Below are 18,272 nucleotides of genomic sequence, written 5' to 3'. Positions count from 1 at the left end.
ATCCGGCCGACTGCGGCCGACCGCCCGGACCGCTTCCGCGACGAGGCGGCACAGGGGACGGGTGCCGGGCACCGCACGCGCACGACCGCGTACTTCGCCTTCGACGAGAACGAGGAGCTCGTCGCCGAACGGATCCACTTCGACCAGCCGACCGCCCGCGAGCAGCTGCTCGCGGGCGTGGGCAGGCGCAGGCCGAGCGGCCCGCTCAAGCCGGCCCGCATCGTCAGGGGGGTCCTGTCCACGGCCGGCGGAGCACCCGGCCCGCGGCTCCTCGACACGACCCCGCCCGACTTCGTGAGGTGACGTGGGGCTGCCCGGCCGGGTCAGGTGTTCAGCGCCGCGAGCACCATGGCCCTGGCCTCCTCCTGGATCCGGTGCAGGTGGTCCGGGCCCAGGAAGGACTCCGCGTAGATCTTGTAGACGTCCTCGGTGCCCGAGGGCCGGGCCGCGAACCAGGCGTTCTCGGTCGCGACCTTGACCCCGCCGAGGGCGGCGCCGTTGCCGGGGGCCTCGGTGAGGACCGCGGTGACCGGCTCGCCCGCGAGGGTGTCGGCGGTGACCTGACGCGGGGACAAACCGGCCAGCAGCGCCTTCTCCTCGCGGGAGGCCGGGGCGTCGACGCGCGCGTAGGCGGGGGCGCCGAAGCGCTCGGTGAGCCGCGCGTAGTGCTCGGAGGGCGTCCTGCCGGTGACGGCCGTGATCTCGGAGGCGAGCAGGGCCAGGGTGATGCCGTCCTTGTCCGTGGTCCACACCGAGCCGTCGCGGCGCAGGAAGGACGCGCCCGCCGACTCCTCGCCGCCGAAGCCGAGCGTCGCGTCGGACAGGCCGTCCACGAACCACTTGAATCCGACGGGGACCTCGACCAGCGGCCGGCCCACGTCCGCCGCGACCCGGTCGATCATGCCGGACGACACCAGGGTCTTGCCGATCCCGGCACCCTGGGGCCACCGCTCCCGGTGCGAGAACAGGTAGGAGATCGCCACGGCCAGGTAGTGGTTGGGGTTCATCAGGCCCCCGTCCGGCGTGACGATGCCGTGCCGGTCGGCGTCGGCGTCGTTGCCGGTGGCGATGTCGAACCGGTCGCGCTGCTCGATGAGCGAGGCCATGGCGTACGGCGAGGAGCAGTCCATGCGGATCTTGCCGTCCCAGTCCAGCGTCATGAAGCGCCAGGTGGGGTCGGCGAGCGGGTTGACCACCGTCAGGTCGAGCCGGTGCTGTTCGGCGATCCGGCCCCAGTAGGCGACGGAGGCGCCGCCGAGCGGATCGGCGCCGATGCGCACGCCCGCGGCCCGGATCGCGTCCAGGTCCAGCACGTTCGGCAGGTCGGCCACGTAGGCGCCGAGGAAGTCGTGGCGGCCGGTGCCGGGCGCGGCCAGGGCACGGGCGTAGGGGATGCGCCGTACGTCCTTCAGGCCGCCGGCGATGATCTCGTTGGCGCGGTCCTGGATCCAGGAGGTCGCCTCGGAGCCGGCCGGGCCGCCGTTCGGCGGGTTGTACTTGAACCCTCCGTCGGCGGGCGGGTTGTGCGAGGGGGTGACGACCACGCCGTCGGCAAGGCCGGACGTGCGGTCGCGGTTGTGGGTGAGGATGGCGTGCGAGACCGCCGGGGTCGGCGTGTAGCCGTCGCCCTGGTCGAGGAGGACGGTCACGTCGTTGGCGGCGAACACCTCCAGTGCCGTGATCCGCGCGGGCTCCGACAGGGCGTGGGTGTCGGCGCCGAGGAACAGCGGGCCGTCGGTGCCCCGGGCGGCGCGGTATTCGCAGATGGCCTGGCTGGTGGCCGCGATGTGGTCCTCGTTGAACGCCGTCGCGAGGGACGAGCCGCGGTGCCCCGAGGTGCCGAACGCCACCCGCTGCCCGGGCTCGGCCGGATCGGGGTGCAGCGCGTAGTACGCCGTGACCAGGCGGGCCACGTCCACGAGGTCCCCGGGCCCGGCGACCTGCCCCGCTCGCGCATCCTGCATGTCCCGCTCCTCCGCAAGGTCGATCATTGGGTACGGCCTCATTCTCCCCTGCCCGGTCCGCCGCGTCGTGAACCCGGCGGTCGCCGCGGCACGCGGGCGGGCGGCGGGCGGGCGGGTGGCCCGGACCCCGGCACGGGACCGGGCCGCTCCCGATACGGGCCGGGCCGCTCCCGGTGTGCGGGAGCGGCCCGGCCGGGGGCACCTACGCCCGGGGGGAACCGACGAGCCGGTCCCGCTCCTCGTGCGGTGCGTGCAGTTCCTCCCGCTCCAGGTCCGTGCCCTCGGTGTCGACGTTCGGGAGCAGCCGGTCCAGCCGGCGGGGTATCCACCAACTGGCCTCGCCCAGGAGCTGCAGGGCCGCGGGTACCAGCATCATGCGGACCACGAGTGCGTCGACCAGGACCCCGACGGTCAGGGCCAGTCCGACGGACGCGACCATCGCGTCGCCGCCGCTGAAGGCGAAGCCCGCGAACACCGCCGCCATGATGGTGGCCGCCGCGACGACCACGGGCGATGCCTGCCCGAATCCCCGCAGTACGGCCGCCCGGGTGTGCAGTCCGTTGCGGTGCGCCTCGTGCATGCGGGAGACCAGGAACACCTGGTAGTCCATGGCGAGGCCGAACAGCACGCCCACCACGATGAGGGGCATCAGGCTGGCCAGCGGCCGGGCCTCGTCCAGGCCGACCAGGGCGCCCGCCCAGCCCCACTGGAAGACCGCCACCGTCACCCCGAGGCCCGCGGCGAAGGACATCAGGAACCCGAACGTGGCCAGCAGCGGCACGACGACGGACCGGAAGACGAGGGTGAGCAGGAGCAGTGAGAGCCCGACCACGGCGATCAGGTAGACGACGAGGCCGGAGGAGAGCTGTGCGTTGACGTCCACGTCGACCGCGGTCTGACCGGTCACCGAGACCTTCGCGTCCTTCACGTCGTCCATCGCGGTGCGCAGGGAGTTCACGAGATCGCCGGTGCGGGTGTCGGCCGGGCCGTGCTCGGGCGTGACCGCCAGGAAGGCGACGTCCGCACTTTCGGCGGGCTGGACGGGACTGATGTCGACCACGCCGTCCACCGCGGCGATCCTCTTCGACGTGGCGGCGGCGGTACCGGCTGCTTCCGGGCCCTCGAAGAGCACGATCAGGGGATTCTGCTCACCGGCTCCGAAGGCGTCGCTGACGGTGTCGTAGGCCGCGCGCTGGGAACTGGCCGGGTCCGCGCCGCCCGGGGGGTCGAGTTCGGTCTTGAGCGAGAGAGCCGGCAGCGCGAGCAGGACGACGGTGACCGTGGCACCCAGGATGGTCAGGACGGGCCGGTCGACCACCAGCCGGGCCCAGCGGCCCAGCAGGCCGGACCCGGACCCGTCCTCGGAGGGCCCCGTGGCCGCCGCCCTGCCGAAGGCGACTGCGTCGGCGTCGTCGGCGGCCGCGGCGTCGGCAGCGGCGGTCCGGCGTTCCCTGCGGGGCAGGGCCTTGTGGCCCAGGGTCTTCAGCACGGCCGGTACGACGGTGAGCGAGGCGGCCACGGCCACGATCACCGCGATCGCGGCGCCCAGTCCCATCTCGGTGATGAACGCGATCCGCACGACCGACAGACCCGCCAGGGCGATGACCACGGTGGTTCCCGCCACCACCACGGATGTGCCGGCCGTGCCCGCGGCCCGCGCCACGGCGGCGTCGACGTCCGCGCCGCGCCGGAGCTCGTCGCGGAACCGCGAGATGATCAGGAGGGCGTAGTCGATACCGACCGCCAGACCCAGCATCAGCGCGAGGATGAGCGTGGTGGACTGGATGCCCTCGCCGACCGACGACCACGCGAGGACGCCCACGATACCCACGACGACGCCGCCCAGCGCGGTCAGCATGTTCGCGCCGGCCGCGGCCAGCGAACCGAACGTCAGCAGCAGGACGACGAAGGCGACCACGACACCGACGGCCTCGGTGACACTCGCGATCCGGGGCGGCCCGTCGTCCAGCGTGCCACCGAGCTCGATCGTGTATCCCGCCCCCGTGAGGCCCGTCGCGGCCTTGCGGAGGGTGTCCTCCACCGCGGGCTGGTCCGCCTCCAGGTCGACGGTGAGTGTCGAGACGGCGACCGAGCCGTCCTCGGACACATAGGGACGCTTCTCGTCGTACGGATCCGCGGCCGCCAGCACGTCGGGGACGTCGGCGGCGCGCGCCACGAGTTCCGCGACCCGGCCCCGGGCGGCCGGGTCGGTCAAGGAGGTGCCGTCGGGTGCCTCCACGACCAGCACCAGCTCACCCGACTCGGGGCCCGGCGCCGCGGGGAACGCCTTGTCCATCGTGGCGAGCGCCGTGGTCGACTCGGCGCCCGCGATGCTGAACTCGGCGTCGGAGAACTTCGCCCCGGTGATCGTCAGGGCCGTGAACAGCGCGGCCAGGACGAGCCACGCGCCGGCGACGACGAGGCGGTGGCCGGCGCTGAACGCACCGACCCTGGACAACCATCGGGACATCAGAACTCCTGCGTGAAGGCAGTGCGCACCGCGTGGGACGGTGCGGAGGCCGCTGGTGCGGCCCGGTGCCCCCACTCTCCGGCGCGCGGTGCCCTCCGGTCGTCGCGCGGACGCGGTAGGGCGTGTACCGCGTCCGGTGTATTTCCCCGCCCGCGCGTCACCCGTGTCTCCCCGCCCGCGCGGCGCCGCCGCCGGGGCGCGGTCAGTCGTCGAGCAGGCCCGCGCGGAGCGCGGCGACCACCAGTTGCGCCCGGGCCCGCACGTGCAGCTTGCTCATGGCCCGGTTGACATGGGTCTTCACCGTCATCGGTGAGATGAACAGGCGCTCCGCGATGGTGTCGTTGCTCAGGCCCCGGGCGACCAGGGCGGTGACCTCCCGCTCCCGCGAGGTCAGGGACGCGGCCCTGCGCAGGTCCTCGGGGGAGGCCGGTTCGTGCGGCCGGTGCCGTTGCCGGCGCCGTGCCGCGCCGGCGAGGTGCCCGACGACGGTGTCGGTCGCGACGGCGGACAGGGACGCTCCCCCGGCGGCGACCCGTGCGACCGACCGCGTCAGCTCCTCGTGGTCCGCGGACTTGCCGAGGAAGCCGTTGGCTCCGGCTTCGAGGGCGGCGAGCACGTTCTCGTCGGTGTCGAAGGTGGTCAGCACCAGGATGCCGATGTGCGCGGTGGCGGTGTCCTCGCGCAGCTGCGTGATGGCTCCGACGCCGTCGAGCACCGGCATCCGGAGGTCCATCAGGATGACATCGGGCACGAGGGCCCGCGCCATGTCGACGGCCCGGCGCCCGTCGGCCGCCTCGCCGACGACCTCGACGCCGTCGCCGGTCTCCAGCAGGGCGCGTATGCCGGAGCGGATCATGATCTGGTCGTCGACGACGAGGACGCGTACGACGCTCATACGGAGGTCTCCTTCGGGGTGCGGGGCGCGGTCGCCGGAAGCTGGGCGGTCACCAGGAACCCGTCCGCGTCCGGCCCCGCGTGGAAGGTGCCGCCCAGCAGGTGGACCCGTTCCGCCATGCCCACCAGGCCCAGCCCGCTCCCGGCGGACGCCTTCTCGCGGGGCGTCCACGCGTTGCGGACCGACAGGGTGACGTAGCCGTTGAGGGGGGCGTCGACGACCACCTCGGCGGCGCCGTCGCCGTACCGCTGCGCGTTGGTCAAAGCCTCCTGGAGGAGGCGCCGGGCGGCGGTGAGGGCGAGCGGCGCGAGCGCGGTCAGGTGCTCCAGCCCGTCGGTCCCGACCGTCAGGCCGATGCCCCGGAAACTCAGCAGCAGGTCGTCGATCACGGCGGCGTCGGCGGGAGGGGCGGGGACCGGTTCGGAGCCCGGCGTGCGCAGGACGCCGAGGATGACTCCCAGTTCCTCCATCACCGACTGCGTGGCGGCCTGGACCTCGCCCAGGGCGAGTGCGGCGGTCTGCGGCGAGCGCGCCAGGTTCGCCCTGGCCACGTTGGTGTGGACGCTGACCACCGCGAGGTGGTGGGCCACGCTGTCGTGGAGTTCGCGGGCGATCCGCAGTCGTTCCTCCGCGACGTGGCGGGCCACTTCCTGCCGCCTGCGTTCGGCCTCCTGGCGCCGCCGCCCCACCTCGGCGATCTCGTAGCGCCGCTGCGCCTGCACCCACTGGCCCACCCCGACCATCGCGGCGGCCAGGGCGACGAGCCCGAACGCCCCGCCGCTGGTGCCCCACCAGGGGACGTACGCGGCGAACAGCGCGGTCCCCGCGACCGCCAGGCCGGCCACGACCGCGTCGAAGCGGGGGCGGCGCAGCGCGAACAGGAACAACAGTCCGCCGGCGACCGCCCAGGTGCCCCACGGCGCCGGATCGCGCAGTTCCAGGCCGGCCAGGAACGCGGCCACGGCGACGGCGAGGACCGATGCCCGCGCGGCCAGGCAGACACCCGCCGCCCCCGTGCCGAGGATGATCCACAGCGTCGTGGCACCGGCGTGGTCGCCGACGACCGCGGACACGCCTCCCACGATCAGCGCCACCACCACGGCGAGCACGCCCCCGAGCGCCCATCGGTCCCGTCCCACCAGTGATCACTCCGTGTTCCCGCTCGGGCGACAGGCCGGCCGCCGCCTCGTTCCCGAACCGGCGGAGCCGGTGGTCGCCAACGCCGCGCACTCTATGGCACGCCGTTCCATAGAACAACGTGCCACGGAGTGCGGGGCGGGGGCGGCCGGCGCCGCGGCGGCTCCAGCCGTCGTGCTCCTCTGGTCTACGCTGCGTCGGTACACGCACGGGAATCGACCGCCGGTCGTGCGGGAGCGGGCAGCCGGCAGGAGGCGCGGGGCTGATGGGTGCCAGCGGAGGGTCGCCGGCCAGGCGCCGTACGGCCAGCGACCGGGTGCACGTGGTCCTGCTGGAGGCGGCCCAGGACGTGCTCGACCGCGAGGGCCTGGCCGGCGTCACCGTCCGCGCGGTGGCCCGCGAGGCCGGCGTCGCGCCCATGGGCGTGTACAACCGGTTCGGCAGCAAGGAGGGTCTGCTGCTCGCGCTGGCGGTCCGGGCCCTCGAAGACCTCTGGTACGCCGTCTCGGTGGACCCGTCCCTGGAGGCGGAGGAGCGGTTCCGCCGGGGCTGCGTCGCCTACCGGCGGTTCGCGCTCGCGCACCCGCAGCGCTACGCGCTGATCTTCGGGGGCGGCGGACCGGTCGCCCGGACGGGCTCCGAGGCGTCGGTGCACGGCCATGCGGCGTTCGACGTACTGGTCGAACTCGTCGAGGGTGTCGTCACCCGTGACTCGCTCCGGCGGTTCGCCGGCTCGGGGGAGGCCGCGCAGATGGTGTGGACCGCCATCCACGGCGCGGTCCATCTGGAGCTGGGGGGCATCGGAGGGGTCTCCGGCTCGCAGGACGTCTACGAGCGGCTGATCGACCTGCTCCTGCGCGGTCTGCGGTAGGGCGGACGGGAGACGTCGTGCGCCTCCCGCCCGCGACGGCCCTCGGGCGGCCGGTCCTCAGGTCACCGGTCCCCCGGACGCCGGCGCCGGATCGTAGGCGGCCTCCTGTGCGATGTCGCGCAGGCGCAGCGCCGCCGTGAGCAGGTCCTGGTGGGTGGTGTAGAGGGCGTTGACGCCGAAGCGCAGGAGGTCCGGCGCGCGCATGTCCGCGATCACCCCGTGCCGGGCCAGCGCCGCAGTCAGTCCGTGGGCGTGGGGGTGGCGCAGCGTGACCTGGCTGCCGCGGCGGGCGGGGTCGGCCGGGGTGACCGGGGTGAAGCCCTCGGGGACCAGGAGCTCCTGCGTGCAGCGCAGGAAGAATCCCGTGAGCGACAGGCTCTTGGCACGGACCTCGTTCAGGTCCACGCCGTCGAAGGCCGTCAGGGCCGCCTCCAGGGCGAGCAGGGACAGGATCGGCGGGGTGCCGATGCGGGCGCGGGCGATGCCCGGGGCCGGCGTGTAGTCCCGGGCCAGCCCGAACGGGTCGGCGTGGCCGGTCCAGCCGGGCAGCGGTGTCCGCAGGGCTGTGTGGTGCCGGCGTGCCACGTACAGGAAGGCGGGTGCGCCGGGGCCGCCGGAGAGGAACTTGTAGCCGCAGCCGACGGCCAGGTCCACGCCGAGGGCGTCGACGTCGAGGGGCAGGGCGCCGGCCGCGTGGCACAGGTCCCACAGGGCGAGGGCGCCGGCCTCGTGGGCGGCCCGGGTCAGCGCCCGCACGTCGTACAGCTCGCCGGTGCGGAAGTCGACGGGCGAGTAGCTGATCACCGCGACCCGGTGGCCCTCGGCCGTGAGGAAGTCCGGCAGTTCGGCCGGGGGCACCCGGCGCACTTCGAGTGCGCGGCGGCCGGCGACCTCGTCCGCCAGGTAGCGGTCGGTGGGGAAGTGCCCGGGGTCGGTGACCAGCAGGGGCCGGCCGGGCCGGAGCGCGGCGGCGGCGTCGAGCGCGGTGAACAGCTGCACGCTGGTGGAGTCGCCCGCGACCGTCTGCCCCGGCGCCGCCCCGATGAGCGCGCCGACGGCGTCACCCACCCGCAGGGGCGCCTCCCACCAGCCGTTGGCGTTCCAGGAGCCGATCAGGTCCGTGCCCCACTGGCGCGTCACGACGTCGGAGAGGACCGGTGGTACGGCGGCGGGCAGCGGCCCCAGGGAGTTGCCGTCGAGGTAGACGACGTCCGGCGGGAGCAGGAAGCGCCCGCGCAGGGGCGCCAGGGGGTCGTCGGCGTCCAGTCGCGCGGCCCGCTCGCGCAGGGCGGCCGGTGCCGGTGGTGCGGTGGTCATCGGTGTGCGGCCTCCTCGCCGGCGCGGTCGGACCCGGACGGGGCGAACCCGGCGGACATCTCGCGCAGGGTGTCCGCGACGGCGCGGGCACCGGGCGCCTCCGGTTCGATGAGGGTGTAGTGGCCGGTGCCGGGCAGGACGACCGTCCGCAGGTCGCGGTGGACGGCCGCGTAGTCGGTGAACTGCGTGAGCGGGACCTCCTCGTCGACGGCCCCGTGCAGCAGCACGGTGGGCACCCCGGTCGTGCCCGCGTCGCGCAGCAGGGTCAGGGGGTCGACCTCGGGCAGCCGCCGGTCGAACCCGGCTTCCCCGCCCATGAGCTGCAGGGCGGCGCCGTCGCTGAGGCCGTCGCGCCGGGTGGCGGTGAGGTCGGTGATCGGCGCGAGGGCGAGCACGGCCGTCGGCAGGGTGCGCGTGTGCCAGCGCGAGCCGGGGGGCAGCAGTCCCCGAGCGGCGCACCACAGCGCCAGGTGGCCGCCGGAGCAGTGGCCCGCCAGGACGTAGGGCCGTCCCTCGGGCAGGGTGTCCACGATCCGGGCGACGTCGTCGAAGGTCTCGGGGTAGCCGCCCGCGCCGCCGGAGCGGCGGAAGCCGGGCAGCAGGACGTGGAAGCCCTGCCGGGAGAGCCAGGCCGCGAAAGGGGTCAGGTGCATCCGGTCGTAGCGCCAGTAGCCGCCGTGCAGCAGGACGACCAGCGGGGCGCCCGGGTCCTCGGCCGGCCAGGCGTCGTAGGACTGGTGGGGGTGGTCCCCGTAGCGGCCGTGCGCCGGCGCCAGGACCGGCTTCAGGCTCAGGACCCGCTTCTCCTCCTCGGCGGCGAAGGCGGAGATGGTCCTAGACGCCACCGCGCACCTCCCACAGCTCCGGGAAGACCGGGCGGGCCGCGCGCTTCTCCAGCCAGGCGAGCCCCGCGGAGCCGGCGCTGCCCGGCTTGGAGCCCATGGCGCGGCGCACCACCAGGACGTGCTCGAACCGCCAGCGGGTGACCAGTTCGGCGATGTCGGTGAGCAGTTCGCCCAGCGCGAGGTGGGGGTGGTGCTGCGGGCCGGCGTAGATCTGCCGCCACACCTCCACCACCCCGGGGTCGCAGGCGTACGGGGCGGTGACGTCCCGCTCGCGGACGTCGTGCGGCACGGGCAGGCCCTGCCGCTCCAGGAAGCCCAGCGCCTCGTCGTACAGGGACGTCTCGCGGTACGTCTCCCCCAGCGCCTCGTGGACGGCCGGGTCGCCCCGGTGGGCGCGCAGCATCCCGGCGGACTTGTCGCCGAGGAGGAACTCCATGTGCCGGTACATCGCCGACTGGAAGCCCGACGCCTGGCCGAACGCGGCCCGGAAGCCGTTGAACTGGGCCGGCGTCAGCGCCGCGATGGGCGCCCAGGAGGCGTTGAGCGAGGTCAGCGCCCGGCGGCTGCGCACCAGCGCGTCCATGGCCGCGGGCAGGTCGTCCTTGACGAAGGCCACCCGTGCCGTGCGCCACTCGTGCACGATCAGGGTGAACCACAGCTCCATCACCTGCGTGGTGACGAGGAAGCCCATCTCGTCCGGGGCCTCGGTGAGGGGCTGCTGAAGCGAGTTGAGGACCGACGCGTGGACGTACGCGTCGTAGGGGCTCGTCCCCGCGAAGGGCCGGGTCAGGGTGTCGTCCGTCACCGGCTCGGCGAGCGCGGACGTGCTGTTGTTCATCGCATCTCCTGGTGGTGCGGGCGTCATGGAGGGCGGGGCGGGCGCCGGGCGCGGGCCGGTGGAGGGCCGGGCCGTGGTGTCACACGCCGAGGTGGGCGCCGCCGGAGGCGTCGATCCACTGGCCGGTCACCCAGCGGGCGTCGTCACTGGCCACGAAGGAGACGACGTCGGCGATGTCCACCGGGTCGCCGAGCCGCTTGAACGTGGATGCCTCGGAGTACCGGCGGCGGATCTCCGGGACGGCGAGGGTCGGGTTGATCTCCGTCTCGGTGTACCCGGGCGCGACGGCGTTGACCGTGATGTGCCGGGGGCCCAGCTCCTGGGCCAGGGAGAGGGTGAGGTAGTCGAGGGCGGCCTTGGTCATGGTGTACGAGACGATCGCCGGGAAGGCGACGCGCGTGGCCACCGAGGAGATGTTCACGATCCGCCCGCCGTCGCGCAGCCGGTCCAGGCCGCGCTGGATGATGAAGAACGGCGCCTTGGTGTTGATCGCGAAGACCCGGTCGTAGTCGGCCTCGGTCACGGCGGCGAAGGGGCGCGGCATGGTGATGCCCGCGTTGTTGACGAGGATGTCCAGTCCGGCCGGCGCGTCCTGTTCGGCCAGGCCCTGGTCGAAGGCGGCCCACAGGGTTTCGGCGTCGCCGGGCACGCCCAGTTCGGCGTGCACGGGGAAGGCGCGCCCACCCTCGGCCTCGATCTCCTTGACCGTGCGTTCGGCCGCCGTCAGGTCGTGGCCGTAGTGGACGGCGACCAGCGCGCCCTCACGGGCCAGGCGGTGGCTGATGGCTCTGCCGATGCCCCGGCTGCCTCCGGTGACCAGGGCGGTCTTTCCCTCGTGACGGGCGGTGGCGGTCAACGTGGGTCTCCTTCGTTCGGTGATGGCTCACGGTCGGTGGCGGCCTGTGGTCGGGGGGTCGGTGGCGGCCTGTGGTCGGTGGCGGCTCGCGTCCGGTGGCCGGTCCGGTGGCGTGCTCGCCGGTACGGGTCACGCGTCGAAGTCGAGCGTGACCTCGGGGGTGCTCGGCCGTGTCCGGCAGACGAGCGTGTAGCCGGCGGCGCGGTCGCGCTCGTCCAGGGCGTACTGGCCCTCCCCCGCCACCCGGCCGGACACGACCTTCGCGCGGCAGCTGCCGCACACGCCTTCGCGGCAGGCGTACGGCACGTCGGGACGGTCCCGCAGCAGCGCGTCGAGGATGGCCGGGTCCTGCGGCAGGACGGTGGCGGCGATCCGGCGGCCGTCGAGCAGGGCGGTCACACGGGGCTTCGCCGCAGTCGGGTCCGGTGCGGCCGGGTCGGGTGCGGCCGGGTCGGGTGCGGCCGGGTCGGCCGGTCCCGGCGTCCGCTGCGGCGTCCGCGAGGGTGCCCCGGCCGCCGTGAACACCTCCCACCGCACGAGTGCCGGATCGGCTCCCAGGTCCGTCAGGGCCCGGCGTGCGGTGTCGACCAGCCCGGACGGGCCGCACAGGGCGAACGCGGTGTCCGGGGCGGGGCGGGCGTCCAGCGCGGCCAGCAGGCGGGACAGCCTCCCGGCGTCCATCCGCCCGCCGAACGGGCCGTCGCCGTCGCCGTGGCCGCGGTCCTCGCGGGTGAGGACGTGCAGGACGGTGAACCGGTCGACGAACTCGTCCTTCAGCAGGGCGAGTTCGTCGGCCAGCAGGGCGTCCGCGGCGGTGGGGACCCAGTGGACGAGGGAGACGCGGCAGGCCGGGTCCCCGCGCAGCGCGTGGGCGGCCATGGCGGCCAGCGGGGTGATGCCCGAGCCGCCCGCGAGCAGGACGTGGTGGACGCCCCGGGTCGGCGGCAGGGCGAAGGACCCGGTGGGCGGGGAGAGTTCGAGGCGGTCGCCGGGCGCGAGGCGGCCGGTGGCGTGGGCGCCGAAGCCGTCGGGTCCGCCCCGCTTGATCACCAGGCGGAGCGCCCGGGGGTCGTGCGGCGGCGGGCAGACCGAGTAGCTGCGGCGCAGTTCGCCGTCGGCGCGGCGGTGCCGGACGACGACGTGCTGTCCCGGCCGGTGGGCGAAGACCTCGCGCAGCGCGGCGGGCACGTGGAGGCCGACGGCCACGGCGTCGCCGGTGAGACGGCGCACCTCGGTGACCTCCAGGCGGTACCAGCCGGTGCGCGGGCGCACGCCCGGGTCCGGGTCCGGGAGGCCCGGGTCCGGGTCCGGGAGGCCCGGGTCCGGGTCCGGGAGGCCCGGGTCCGGGTCCGGGAGGCCCGGGTCCGGGTCCGGGAGGCCCGGGTCCGGGTCCGGGAGGCCCGGGTCCGGGTCCGGGAGGCCCGGGTCCGGGTCCGGGAGGCCCGGGTCCGGGTCCGGGAGGCCCGGGTCCGGGTCCGGGAGGCCCGGGTCCGGGTCCGGGAGGCCCGGGTCCGGGTCCGGGAGGCCCGGGTCCGGGTCCGGGAGGCCCGGGTCCGGGTCCGGGAGGCCCGGGTCCGGGTCCGGGAGGCCCGGGTCCGGGTCCGGGAGGCCCGGGTCCGGGTCCGGGAGGCCCGGGTCCGGGTCCGGGAGGCCCGGGTCCGGGTCCGGGAGGCCCGGGTCCGGGTCCGGGAGGCCCGGGTCCGGGTCCGGGAGGCCCGGGTCCGGGTCCGGGAGGCCCGGGTCCGGGTCCGGGAGGCCCGGGTCCGGGTCCGGGAGGCCCGGGTCCGGGTCCGGGAGGCCCGGGTCCGGGTCCGGGAGGCCCGGGTCCGGGTCCGGGAGGCCCGGGTCCGGGTCCGGGAGGCCCGGGTCCGGGTCCGGGAGGCCCGGGTCCGGGTCCGGGAGGCCCGGGTCCGGGTCCGGGAGGCCCGGGTCCGGGTCCGGGAGGCCCGGGTCCGGGTCCGGGAGGCCCGGGTCCGGGAAGTCCGGGTCCCGGCCGGGCGGGGCCTCACGCAGGGCGGTGGGCGAAGTGGTGGCGGTGTTCACGGTCTGCCTCACAGCGCGGTCAGATGGGGGAAGGGCTCGCGGCACCCCGTGCACCACAGCACCGACTGGCAGCGGGACGGCCCGAAGGGCAGGTGCGGCCGGGTGGCCCGCGAACCGCAGTGCGGGCAGGGCACCCCGCCCAGCTCGACGGCGACCGCTCCGCCGGGGGCCGGGGACACCGGCGGCGCGATGCCGTTCGCGGCGAGCTTGCGCCGTCCCTCGGGGGTGATGCGGTCCGTCGTCCAGGGCGGGGACAGGACCTGCCGTACGCGGCCCTCGGGGTGGCCGCACTCCGTCAGGACGTCCTGTACCGCCGAGGTGATCGCGGTCAGCGCGGGACAGCCCAGGTAGGTGGGCGTGATCTCCACCTCCAGGACCCCGTCGGCGCCCGGGGCGACCGAGCCCACCACGCCGAGGTCGCCCAGGCCGATCACCGGCAGCTCCGGGTCCGGGATCGCCTCCACCCGCTCGCGCACCTCCCGCACGGAGCGAACCGCGGGGCGGACCGTGGCCGGGAGTGCCCCGGTCACCAGGTGCCTCCGGGGAACTGGCGGTGCACCGACTGCAGTTCGGCGATCAGCGGGCCGAACTCCTCGGTGTGCAGGCCCCCGCGGCCGCCCCCGGCCGACCACGCGGGTGCGGGCACGGTGAGTCCCGCGCCGGTGACGACACCGGTCACGTGCTGCTCCCACCGCGCGTGCAGGGGCGCCGGCGAGGGCACCGTGCCGGCGGCGGCGAGGCGGCGCACCACGTCGTCCTCCTCGAAGAGTTCGCGGGTGTAGGGCCACACCCGCTCCAGGCCCCGCTGCATACGGCGGGTGCTCTCCGGTGTGCCGCGGCCCAGCCGCCGGGTCCAGCGGTCCGCGTGCAGCCGGTGGAAGGCGGCCTCCTTGGCGGCCCTGGCTCCGAAGGCGGCCAGTTCGGCGTCGGGGCAGCCCGCCAGTGCCTCGTAGTACAGGACCGCGTAGTGCGTGTAGGCCAGTTGCCGGGCCACGGTCACCGCGAAGTCCCCGTTGGGCAGTTCCGTCAGCAGGGCGTTGGTGAACTGGCGCTCCGAGCGGGTGAAGGCGAGGTCGTCCTCGGTCCGGCCGCTCCCGTCCAGCCGGCCGCACCGGGTGAACAGGGTGCGGGCGTGGCCGATGAGGTCCAGGGCGATGTTGGACAGCGCCAGGTCCTCCTCGACGGTCGGCGCATGCGTGATCCACTCGCACAGCCGCTGCCCGAGGACGAGGGCGTCGTCGCCGAGGCGCAGCAGGTGCACGGCCAGGTCGGGGTCGGTGGGCCCGGCCTCCGCAGGAGTGCCCGCGGCGGACGGGAGGACGTCGGCCGCGGTCTCCGTCGCCGTCTCCGTCGCCGTCTCCGCCACCGCCACCGCCACCGCCGCCGTCTCCACCACCGCGGCATCGGCCCGTATGTCACTCGACGTGGTCACCGTCGGCTCCTTCCCCGGTCAGCGGTGCGAAGTGCTCGGGATACCGGTACGGCTTGTGGCGGGCGCCCGCGAAGTACGGGTCGCGTTCGTCCGGGGAGGCCGTGTGCACGGCGTCCGAGCGGACCACCCACAGCGACAGCGGATCGCCGCGGCGCGCGTACAGGTCGCGGGCCGTCGCCAGCGCCGCGTCCGGGTCGGCGGCCCGCACCGATCCCACGTGCTGGTGCGCCAGGCCCCGGCGGGCCCGCAGGAAGACCTCCCAGGACGCGGGTGCGCCCTCCCGGCGGCGGCTCATGCGGGCTCCTCCGTCCGCTGCCGCGCCGCGTCCGCGTCCTCACGGGCGGCGTACGCGGCGGCGGCCTCCCGTACCCAGGTGCCGTCCTCGTGCGCGGCCCTGCGGCGTTCGATCCGCTGCCGCGCCCAGTGCGTGTCGTCGCCCAGCGCCTCGCGGTAGGTGTCCCAGCCGACCGGGGTGAAGTCGTAGTGGCCGCGCTCCTCGTTCCAGCGGATCGCGGGGTCGGGCAGCGTCAGTCCGAGGCGTTCGGCCTGCGGGACGCACTGGTCGACGAAGCGCTGGCGCAGTTCGTCGTTGGTGTGGCGTTTGATGCCCCAGGCCATCGCGCGACGGGAGACCGCGGCGCCCAGGGCCGCCGTCCGCGCGTCCGCGCCGCCCGCCTCGGTGTCGGGCGGCCCGAACATCAGCGCCACGGCGGGCAGCCACCAGCGGTCCACCGCGTCCTGGGCCATCTCCTTCTGCTCCGGCGTCCCCTCGCACAGCGCGCGCATCAGGTCGTAGCCCTGCCGCACGTGGAATGCCTCCTCCTGGCAGACGCGGCGCATCGCCCGGGCGTACGGCCCGTAGGAGGTGCGGCACAGGGGTGCCTGGTTGATGACGGCGGCGCCGTCCGTCAGCCAGGCGATGGCCCCGGTGTCCGCCCAGGTCAGCGCGGGGTGGTTGAACGTGGCCGAGGCGCGCTGCTGTCCCCGGTGCAGGGCCTCCAGCAGGTCGGCGCGGTCCGCTCCCAGTGTCTCGGCGGCCGAGTACAGGTACAGGCCGTGGCCCGCCTCGTCCTGCACCTTGGCGATGAGGACCGACTTGCGGTGCAGGGACGGGGCCCGGGTGAGCCAGCCGCCCTCCGGCTGCATGCCGATGATCTCGGAGTGGGCGTGCTGGGCGATCTGGCGGACCAGCATGCGGCGGTAGCCGTCGGGCATCCAGTCGCGCGGTTCGACCGTCCCGCCCCCGGCGACGAGCGCGTCGAAGTGCGCGAGCAGTTCGTCCTCGGCCGCGGGCGCGACAGCCGGGTCCGCGGGCAGGGCGGCGGTGGCCTGCGCGCTCACGCGGCACCGCCCGTGCCGGCGGTGTGCCCCGCGTCGGCGCGGGGTGCCGGGCGCCCTCCCGCGACCCGGACCGGTACCGGCTGCCTGGGCACTCGCATCACTCCTTCGGCTGGGGCCCGCCCGTCCCATGCGGGGGACGGGGCGGCGGAACACGTTTTCTCGTTGCGGTAAGAGGCCGGGCCCGGGTCCCGGCTATCCCTGCCGTACGCGGTCCGGGCACGTGACAAAGCTCACTGCCGGACGCGGGGAGTGGATCCGGCCGCCGCCGCCTCTTGAGGGGGTGACAGTCGAGATGCGCACGGCGGCCGGCACGCCGGGGCGGAAGGGGAAACCATGAGCACCATCAGGGAGTTGCTGGTCGAACTCACCGGTACCACCGAGTACGCGGACCAGGTCGGCGACGACGTCGACCTCGCCGCCAGCGGCATCGACTCCGGGGACCTGGTGCGTCTCGTCCTGCTCGTCGAGCAGCGGCTCGGGGTGGAGATCACCGCGGAGGACATGGAGGGGCTGCACACGATCGCCGACTACGAGCGCTTCGTGGCCGAGCACTCCTCCGTCGCCGGTGCGACCGGCGGTGCGTGATGTGGCTGACACAGCTGCTGGAGCGCAACCGCCAGTGCTTCCCCGACCGTACGGCGCTGGTGGACGAGGAGCGCAGCGTCACCTGGGCCGAGTTCCACGACCGTACGGCCGAACTGGCGCGGGGCCTGGCCGACCTGGGCATCGAGCGGGGTGACCGGGTCGCCGTGCTCTCCAAGGACCGCATCGAGGTCCTGGAGAGCTACTTCGCGCTCGCCCGGCTCGGCGCGCTGTTCGTGCCGCTGAACCACAGCCTGGCCGAACCGGAGGTCGCCGACATCATCGAACGGGTCGGCGCGGTGGCCGTCCTCGGCGAGTCGGACCTGCTGGACCGGCATCCCGAACTGCCGGGGCCGGTGAGGATCCGGCTCGCCTTCGACAAGCCCTCCTTCGAGGCGCTGGGCACCCTGGCCGCCGAGCGGGACCTGCCCGCCGTGGCGGACACCGACCCGATCGCCGTGCTGCACACCTCGGCGACCACCGGGCGGGCCAAGGGGGTCACCGTCGACAGCGGCTCGTTCCGGGCGATCGCGCTGGGCTGGCTGGTCATGGCCCGGCCCACCGACGACATCGTCCTGGCCAACTGCTGTCCGCTGTACCACGGCAGCATGGTCGTGTCGCTGACCTACCTGGCGGCCGGCGCGACGGTGGTGCTGATGCCCGGCTTCACCCCGCAGCGGGCGCTCGCCGCGGTGGAGCGGCACCGGGCCACCCACATGTGGATGGTGCCGCAGATGCTGCGGTTCATGCTGCAGGCCAAGGCGTCCGGGCGCACCGACCTGTCCTCCCTGCGGGAGATCCTCTACGGCGCCGCCCCGATGCCGCCCGACGTGTACGCCGACGCCGTCGAGCGGCTCGGCTGCGGCTTCCGGCAGGTGTACGGGATGACCGAGGTGGGCGGCCCGTTCGTCACCCTCGGACCCGACGAGCACCCCGCCCCCGGGGACGTCACCGCGCGCATCCCCTGCGGGAGGGTCGTACCGGGCATGTCCGCCCGGGCGGTGGACGAGGACGGGCGGGAACTGCCGCGCGGCGGGATCGGCGAGATCGTGGTGCGCGGGCCGGGCCTCATGCAGGGGTACTGGAACGACCCGGAGGCCACCCGCGAGATCACCCTCGACGGCTGGATCAGGACGGGCGACCTGGGGTTCGTGGACGACGAGGGCCGCATCAGCCTCGTGGACCGCACGAAGGACCTCATCATCCGCGCGGGCCAGAACGTCTACCCCTCGGAGATCGAGCGCGCTCTGATGTCCCACCCCGCGGTGCGGGACAGCGCGGTCGTCGGCATGCCCGACGAGGACTACGGCGAGGTGCCCCTGGCGTACGTCGTCCTGGAGCCGGACGCGGACGCCGGCGCGGCGGAGCTGCTGGCGCACGTCGCGGGACTGCTCGCGCCGTACAAGCGCCCGCGGCGCGTGGAGTTCATCGAACAGGTGCCGCGCAACCCCGCCGGAAAGATCGTCAAGAAGCTGCTGCGGGTGTGAGGGCCACGGCGGTGCCCGGGGCTTTTGGTCCGTCCCCCGCCGGCGGGCGCGCGCCCGGCGCCGCCGCGGCCGCCCGTGTACCGGGCGGTGGAGCGGGCGGTGGCACGGACGCCGGCCCGCTCATCCGGCTGCGCCCCCTGCTGGCCGCCGCCGGACTGGGGCTGGGTGTCGCCTCCGTCTCGGAGCCGGGGCTG

16 protein-coding genes and 1 pseudogene are annotated in these 18,272 nt (G+C 75.0%); 4 read left to right on the top strand and 13 right to left on the bottom strand.

The window, feature by feature from the left end; translation table 11 throughout:
* Nucleotides 1-323: 323 nt before the first annotated feature.
* The 4 genes from pgm to KM933_RS14045 all read right to left on the bottom strand — a co-directional run bounded on the left by pgm (nucleotide 324) and on the right by KM933_RS14045 (nucleotide 6,468).
* Nucleotides 324-1,964: a phosphoglucomutase (alpha-D-glucose-1,6-bisphosphate-dependent) gene (gene pgm / locus KM933_RS14060; protein ID WP_221351929.1), complete on the bottom strand. Its 1,641-nt coding sequence runs from the start codon at nucleotides 1,962-1,964 to the stop codon at nucleotides 324-326.
* A 202-nt stretch (nucleotides 1,965-2,166) separates the two neighbouring features.
* Nucleotides 2,167-4,434, bottom strand: coding sequence for an MMPL family transporter (locus KM933_RS14055; protein ID WP_221351927.1), 2,268 nt, complete (start codon nucleotides 4,432-4,434; stop codon nucleotides 2,167-2,169).
* Between the two features lie 202 nt (nucleotides 4,435-4,636).
* Nucleotides 4,637-5,329: a response regulator gene (locus KM933_RS14050; protein WP_221351925.1), complete on the bottom strand. Its 693-nt coding sequence runs from the start codon at nucleotides 5,327-5,329 to the stop codon at nucleotides 4,637-4,639.
* Nucleotides 5,326-6,468, bottom strand: a complete 1,143-nt coding sequence (locus KM933_RS14045; RefSeq protein WP_221351923.1) for a sensor histidine kinase — start codon at nucleotides 6,466-6,468, stop codon at nucleotides 5,326-5,328. Before KM933_RS14045 ends, KM933_RS14050 begins: the two co-directional genes overlap by 4 nt.
* Before the next feature lie 263 nt (nucleotides 6,469-6,731).
* Between KM933_RS14045 and KM933_RS14040 the strand changes: the two genes are divergently transcribed.
* On the top strand, nucleotides 6,732-7,337 hold the full coding sequence (locus KM933_RS14040; RefSeq protein WP_221351921.1) for a TetR/AcrR family transcriptional regulator: 606 nt from the start codon (nucleotides 6,732-6,734) through the stop codon (nucleotides 7,335-7,337).
* 57 nt (nucleotides 7,338-7,394) lie between these two features.
* On the opposite strand, the gene KM933_RS14035 is transcribed toward KM933_RS14040, so the two are convergent.
* From KM933_RS14035 to paaA, 9 genes are all read right to left on the bottom strand, one after another.
* Nucleotides 7,395-8,654: a kynureninase gene (locus KM933_RS14035; RefSeq protein WP_221351919.1), complete on the bottom strand. Its 1,260-nt coding sequence runs from the start codon at nucleotides 8,652-8,654 to the stop codon at nucleotides 7,395-7,397.
* The gene (locus tag KM933_RS14030; RefSeq protein ID WP_221351917.1) at nucleotides 8,651-9,499 is read right to left on the bottom strand and encodes an alpha/beta hydrolase family protein; all 849 of its coding nucleotides are present in this window, start codon (nucleotides 9,497-9,499) and stop codon (nucleotides 8,651-8,653) included. Before KM933_RS14030 ends, KM933_RS14035 begins: the two co-directional genes overlap by 4 nt.
* A complete protein-coding gene (locus KM933_RS14025) occupies nucleotides 9,489-10,337 on the bottom strand; it encodes a tryptophan 2,3-dioxygenase (RefSeq protein ID WP_221351915.1) in 849 nt (282 codons plus the stop codon). Before KM933_RS14025 ends, KM933_RS14030 begins: the two co-directional genes overlap by 11 nt.
* Nucleotides 10,338-10,416: 79 nt before the next feature.
* On the bottom strand, nucleotides 10,417-11,193 hold the full coding sequence (locus KM933_RS14020) for an SDR family oxidoreductase (protein WP_221351913.1): 777 nt from the start codon (nucleotides 11,191-11,193) through the stop codon (nucleotides 10,417-10,419).
* Nucleotides 11,194-11,322: 129 nt separating this feature from the next.
* Nucleotides 11,323-13,248, bottom strand: coding sequence for a 2Fe-2S iron-sulfur cluster-binding protein (locus KM933_RS40265; RefSeq protein WP_308013379.1), 1,926 nt, complete (start codon nucleotides 13,246-13,248; stop codon nucleotides 11,323-11,325).
* Nucleotides 13,245-13,766 (bottom strand): 1,2-phenylacetyl-CoA epoxidase subunit PaaD, encoded by a 522-nt coding sequence (gene paaD, locus KM933_RS14010; RefSeq protein WP_221351911.1) that lies wholly within the window; start codon nucleotides 13,764-13,766, stop codon nucleotides 13,245-13,247. Before paaD ends, KM933_RS40265 begins: the two co-directional genes overlap by 4 nt.
* Entirely contained in the window at nucleotides 13,763-14,503 is a 741-nt protein-coding gene (paaC, locus tag KM933_RS14005; protein ID WP_260333530.1) for a 1,2-phenylacetyl-CoA epoxidase subunit PaaC, read from the bottom strand. Before paaC ends, paaD begins: the two co-directional genes overlap by 4 nt.
* 148 nt (nucleotides 14,504-14,651) lie before the next feature.
* Nucleotides 14,652-14,963 carry a 1,2-phenylacetyl-CoA epoxidase subunit B gene (locus KM933_RS14000; RefSeq protein ID WP_221351909.1) on the bottom strand — a complete coding sequence of 104 codons (312 nt, stop codon included), beginning with the start codon at nucleotides 14,961-14,963 and terminating at the stop codon, nucleotides 14,652-14,654.
* A complete protein-coding gene (paaA, locus tag KM933_RS13995; RefSeq protein WP_430727311.1) occupies nucleotides 14,960-16,009 on the bottom strand; it encodes a 1,2-phenylacetyl-CoA epoxidase subunit PaaA in 1,050 nt (349 codons plus the stop codon). Before paaA ends, KM933_RS14000 begins: the two co-directional genes overlap by 4 nt.
* Before the next feature lie 333 nt (nucleotides 16,010-16,342).
* Here paaA and KM933_RS13990 point away from each other — a divergent pair, with 333 nt between their 5' ends.
* From KM933_RS13990 to KM933_RS13980, 3 genes and pseudogenes are all read left to right on the top strand, one after another.
* Nucleotides 16,343-16,594, top strand: coding sequence for an acyl carrier protein (locus KM933_RS13990; RefSeq protein WP_221351907.1), 252 nt, complete (start codon nucleotides 16,343-16,345; stop codon nucleotides 16,592-16,594).
* Nucleotides 16,594-18,078 carry a class I adenylate-forming enzyme family protein gene (locus KM933_RS13985; RefSeq protein ID WP_221351905.1) on the top strand — a complete coding sequence of 495 codons (1,485 nt, stop codon included), beginning with the start codon at nucleotides 16,594-16,596 and terminating at the stop codon, nucleotides 18,076-18,078. The genes KM933_RS13990 and KM933_RS13985 overlap by 1 nt, the downstream gene beginning before the upstream one ends.
* Nucleotides 18,075-18,272: pseudogene (locus KM933_RS13980) on the top strand (hypothetical protein); the annotation flags it as partial. The gene KM933_RS13985 and the pseudogene KM933_RS13980, both read left to right, overlap by 4 nt.

The sequence above is a fragment of the Streptomyces beigongshangae genome (assembly GCF_019710745.1).
GTDB lineage: Bacteria > Actinomycetota > Actinomycetes > Streptomycetales > Streptomycetaceae > Streptomyces > Streptomyces beigongshangae.
The sequence above is the reverse complement of the archived record's forward strand: the minus strand, read 5'-3'. Positions and strand labels throughout refer to the sequence as shown.

Bases quoted from the DNA above. Each gene is read 5' to 3' on its own strand.
- pgm (WP_221351929.1), bottom strand. From the start codon at position 1,964: ATGCAGGATGCGCGAGCGGGGCAGGTCGCCGGGCCCGGGGACCTCGTG.
- KM933_RS14040 (WP_221351921.1), top strand. From the start codon at position 6,732: ATGGGTGCCAGCGGAGGGTCGCCGGCCAGGCGCCGTACGGCCAGCGAC.
- KM933_RS14050 (WP_221351925.1), bottom strand. From the start codon at position 5,329: ATGAGCGTCGTACGCGTCCTCGTCGTCGACGACCAGATCATGATCCGC.
- KM933_RS14055 (WP_221351927.1), bottom strand. From the start codon at position 4,434: ATGTCCCGATGGTTGTCCAGGGTCGGTGCGTTCAGCGCCGGCCACCGC.
- KM933_RS13990 (WP_221351907.1), top strand. From the start codon at position 16,343: ATGAGCACCATCAGGGAGTTGCTGGTCGAACTCACCGGTACCACCGAG.
- KM933_RS13985 (WP_221351905.1), top strand. From the start codon at position 16,594: ATGTGGCTGACACAGCTGCTGGAGCGCAACCGCCAGTGCTTCCCCGAC.
- KM933_RS14000 (WP_221351909.1), bottom strand. From the start codon at position 14,963: ATGAGCCGCCGCCGGGAGGGCGCACCCGCGTCCTGGGAGGTCTTCCTG.
- KM933_RS14035 (WP_221351919.1), bottom strand. From the start codon at position 8,654: ATGACCACCGCACCACCGGCACCGGCCGCCCTGCGCGAGCGGGCCGCG.
- KM933_RS14025 (WP_221351915.1), bottom strand. From the start codon at position 10,337: ATGAACAACAGCACGTCCGCGCTCGCCGAGCCGGTGACGGACGACACC.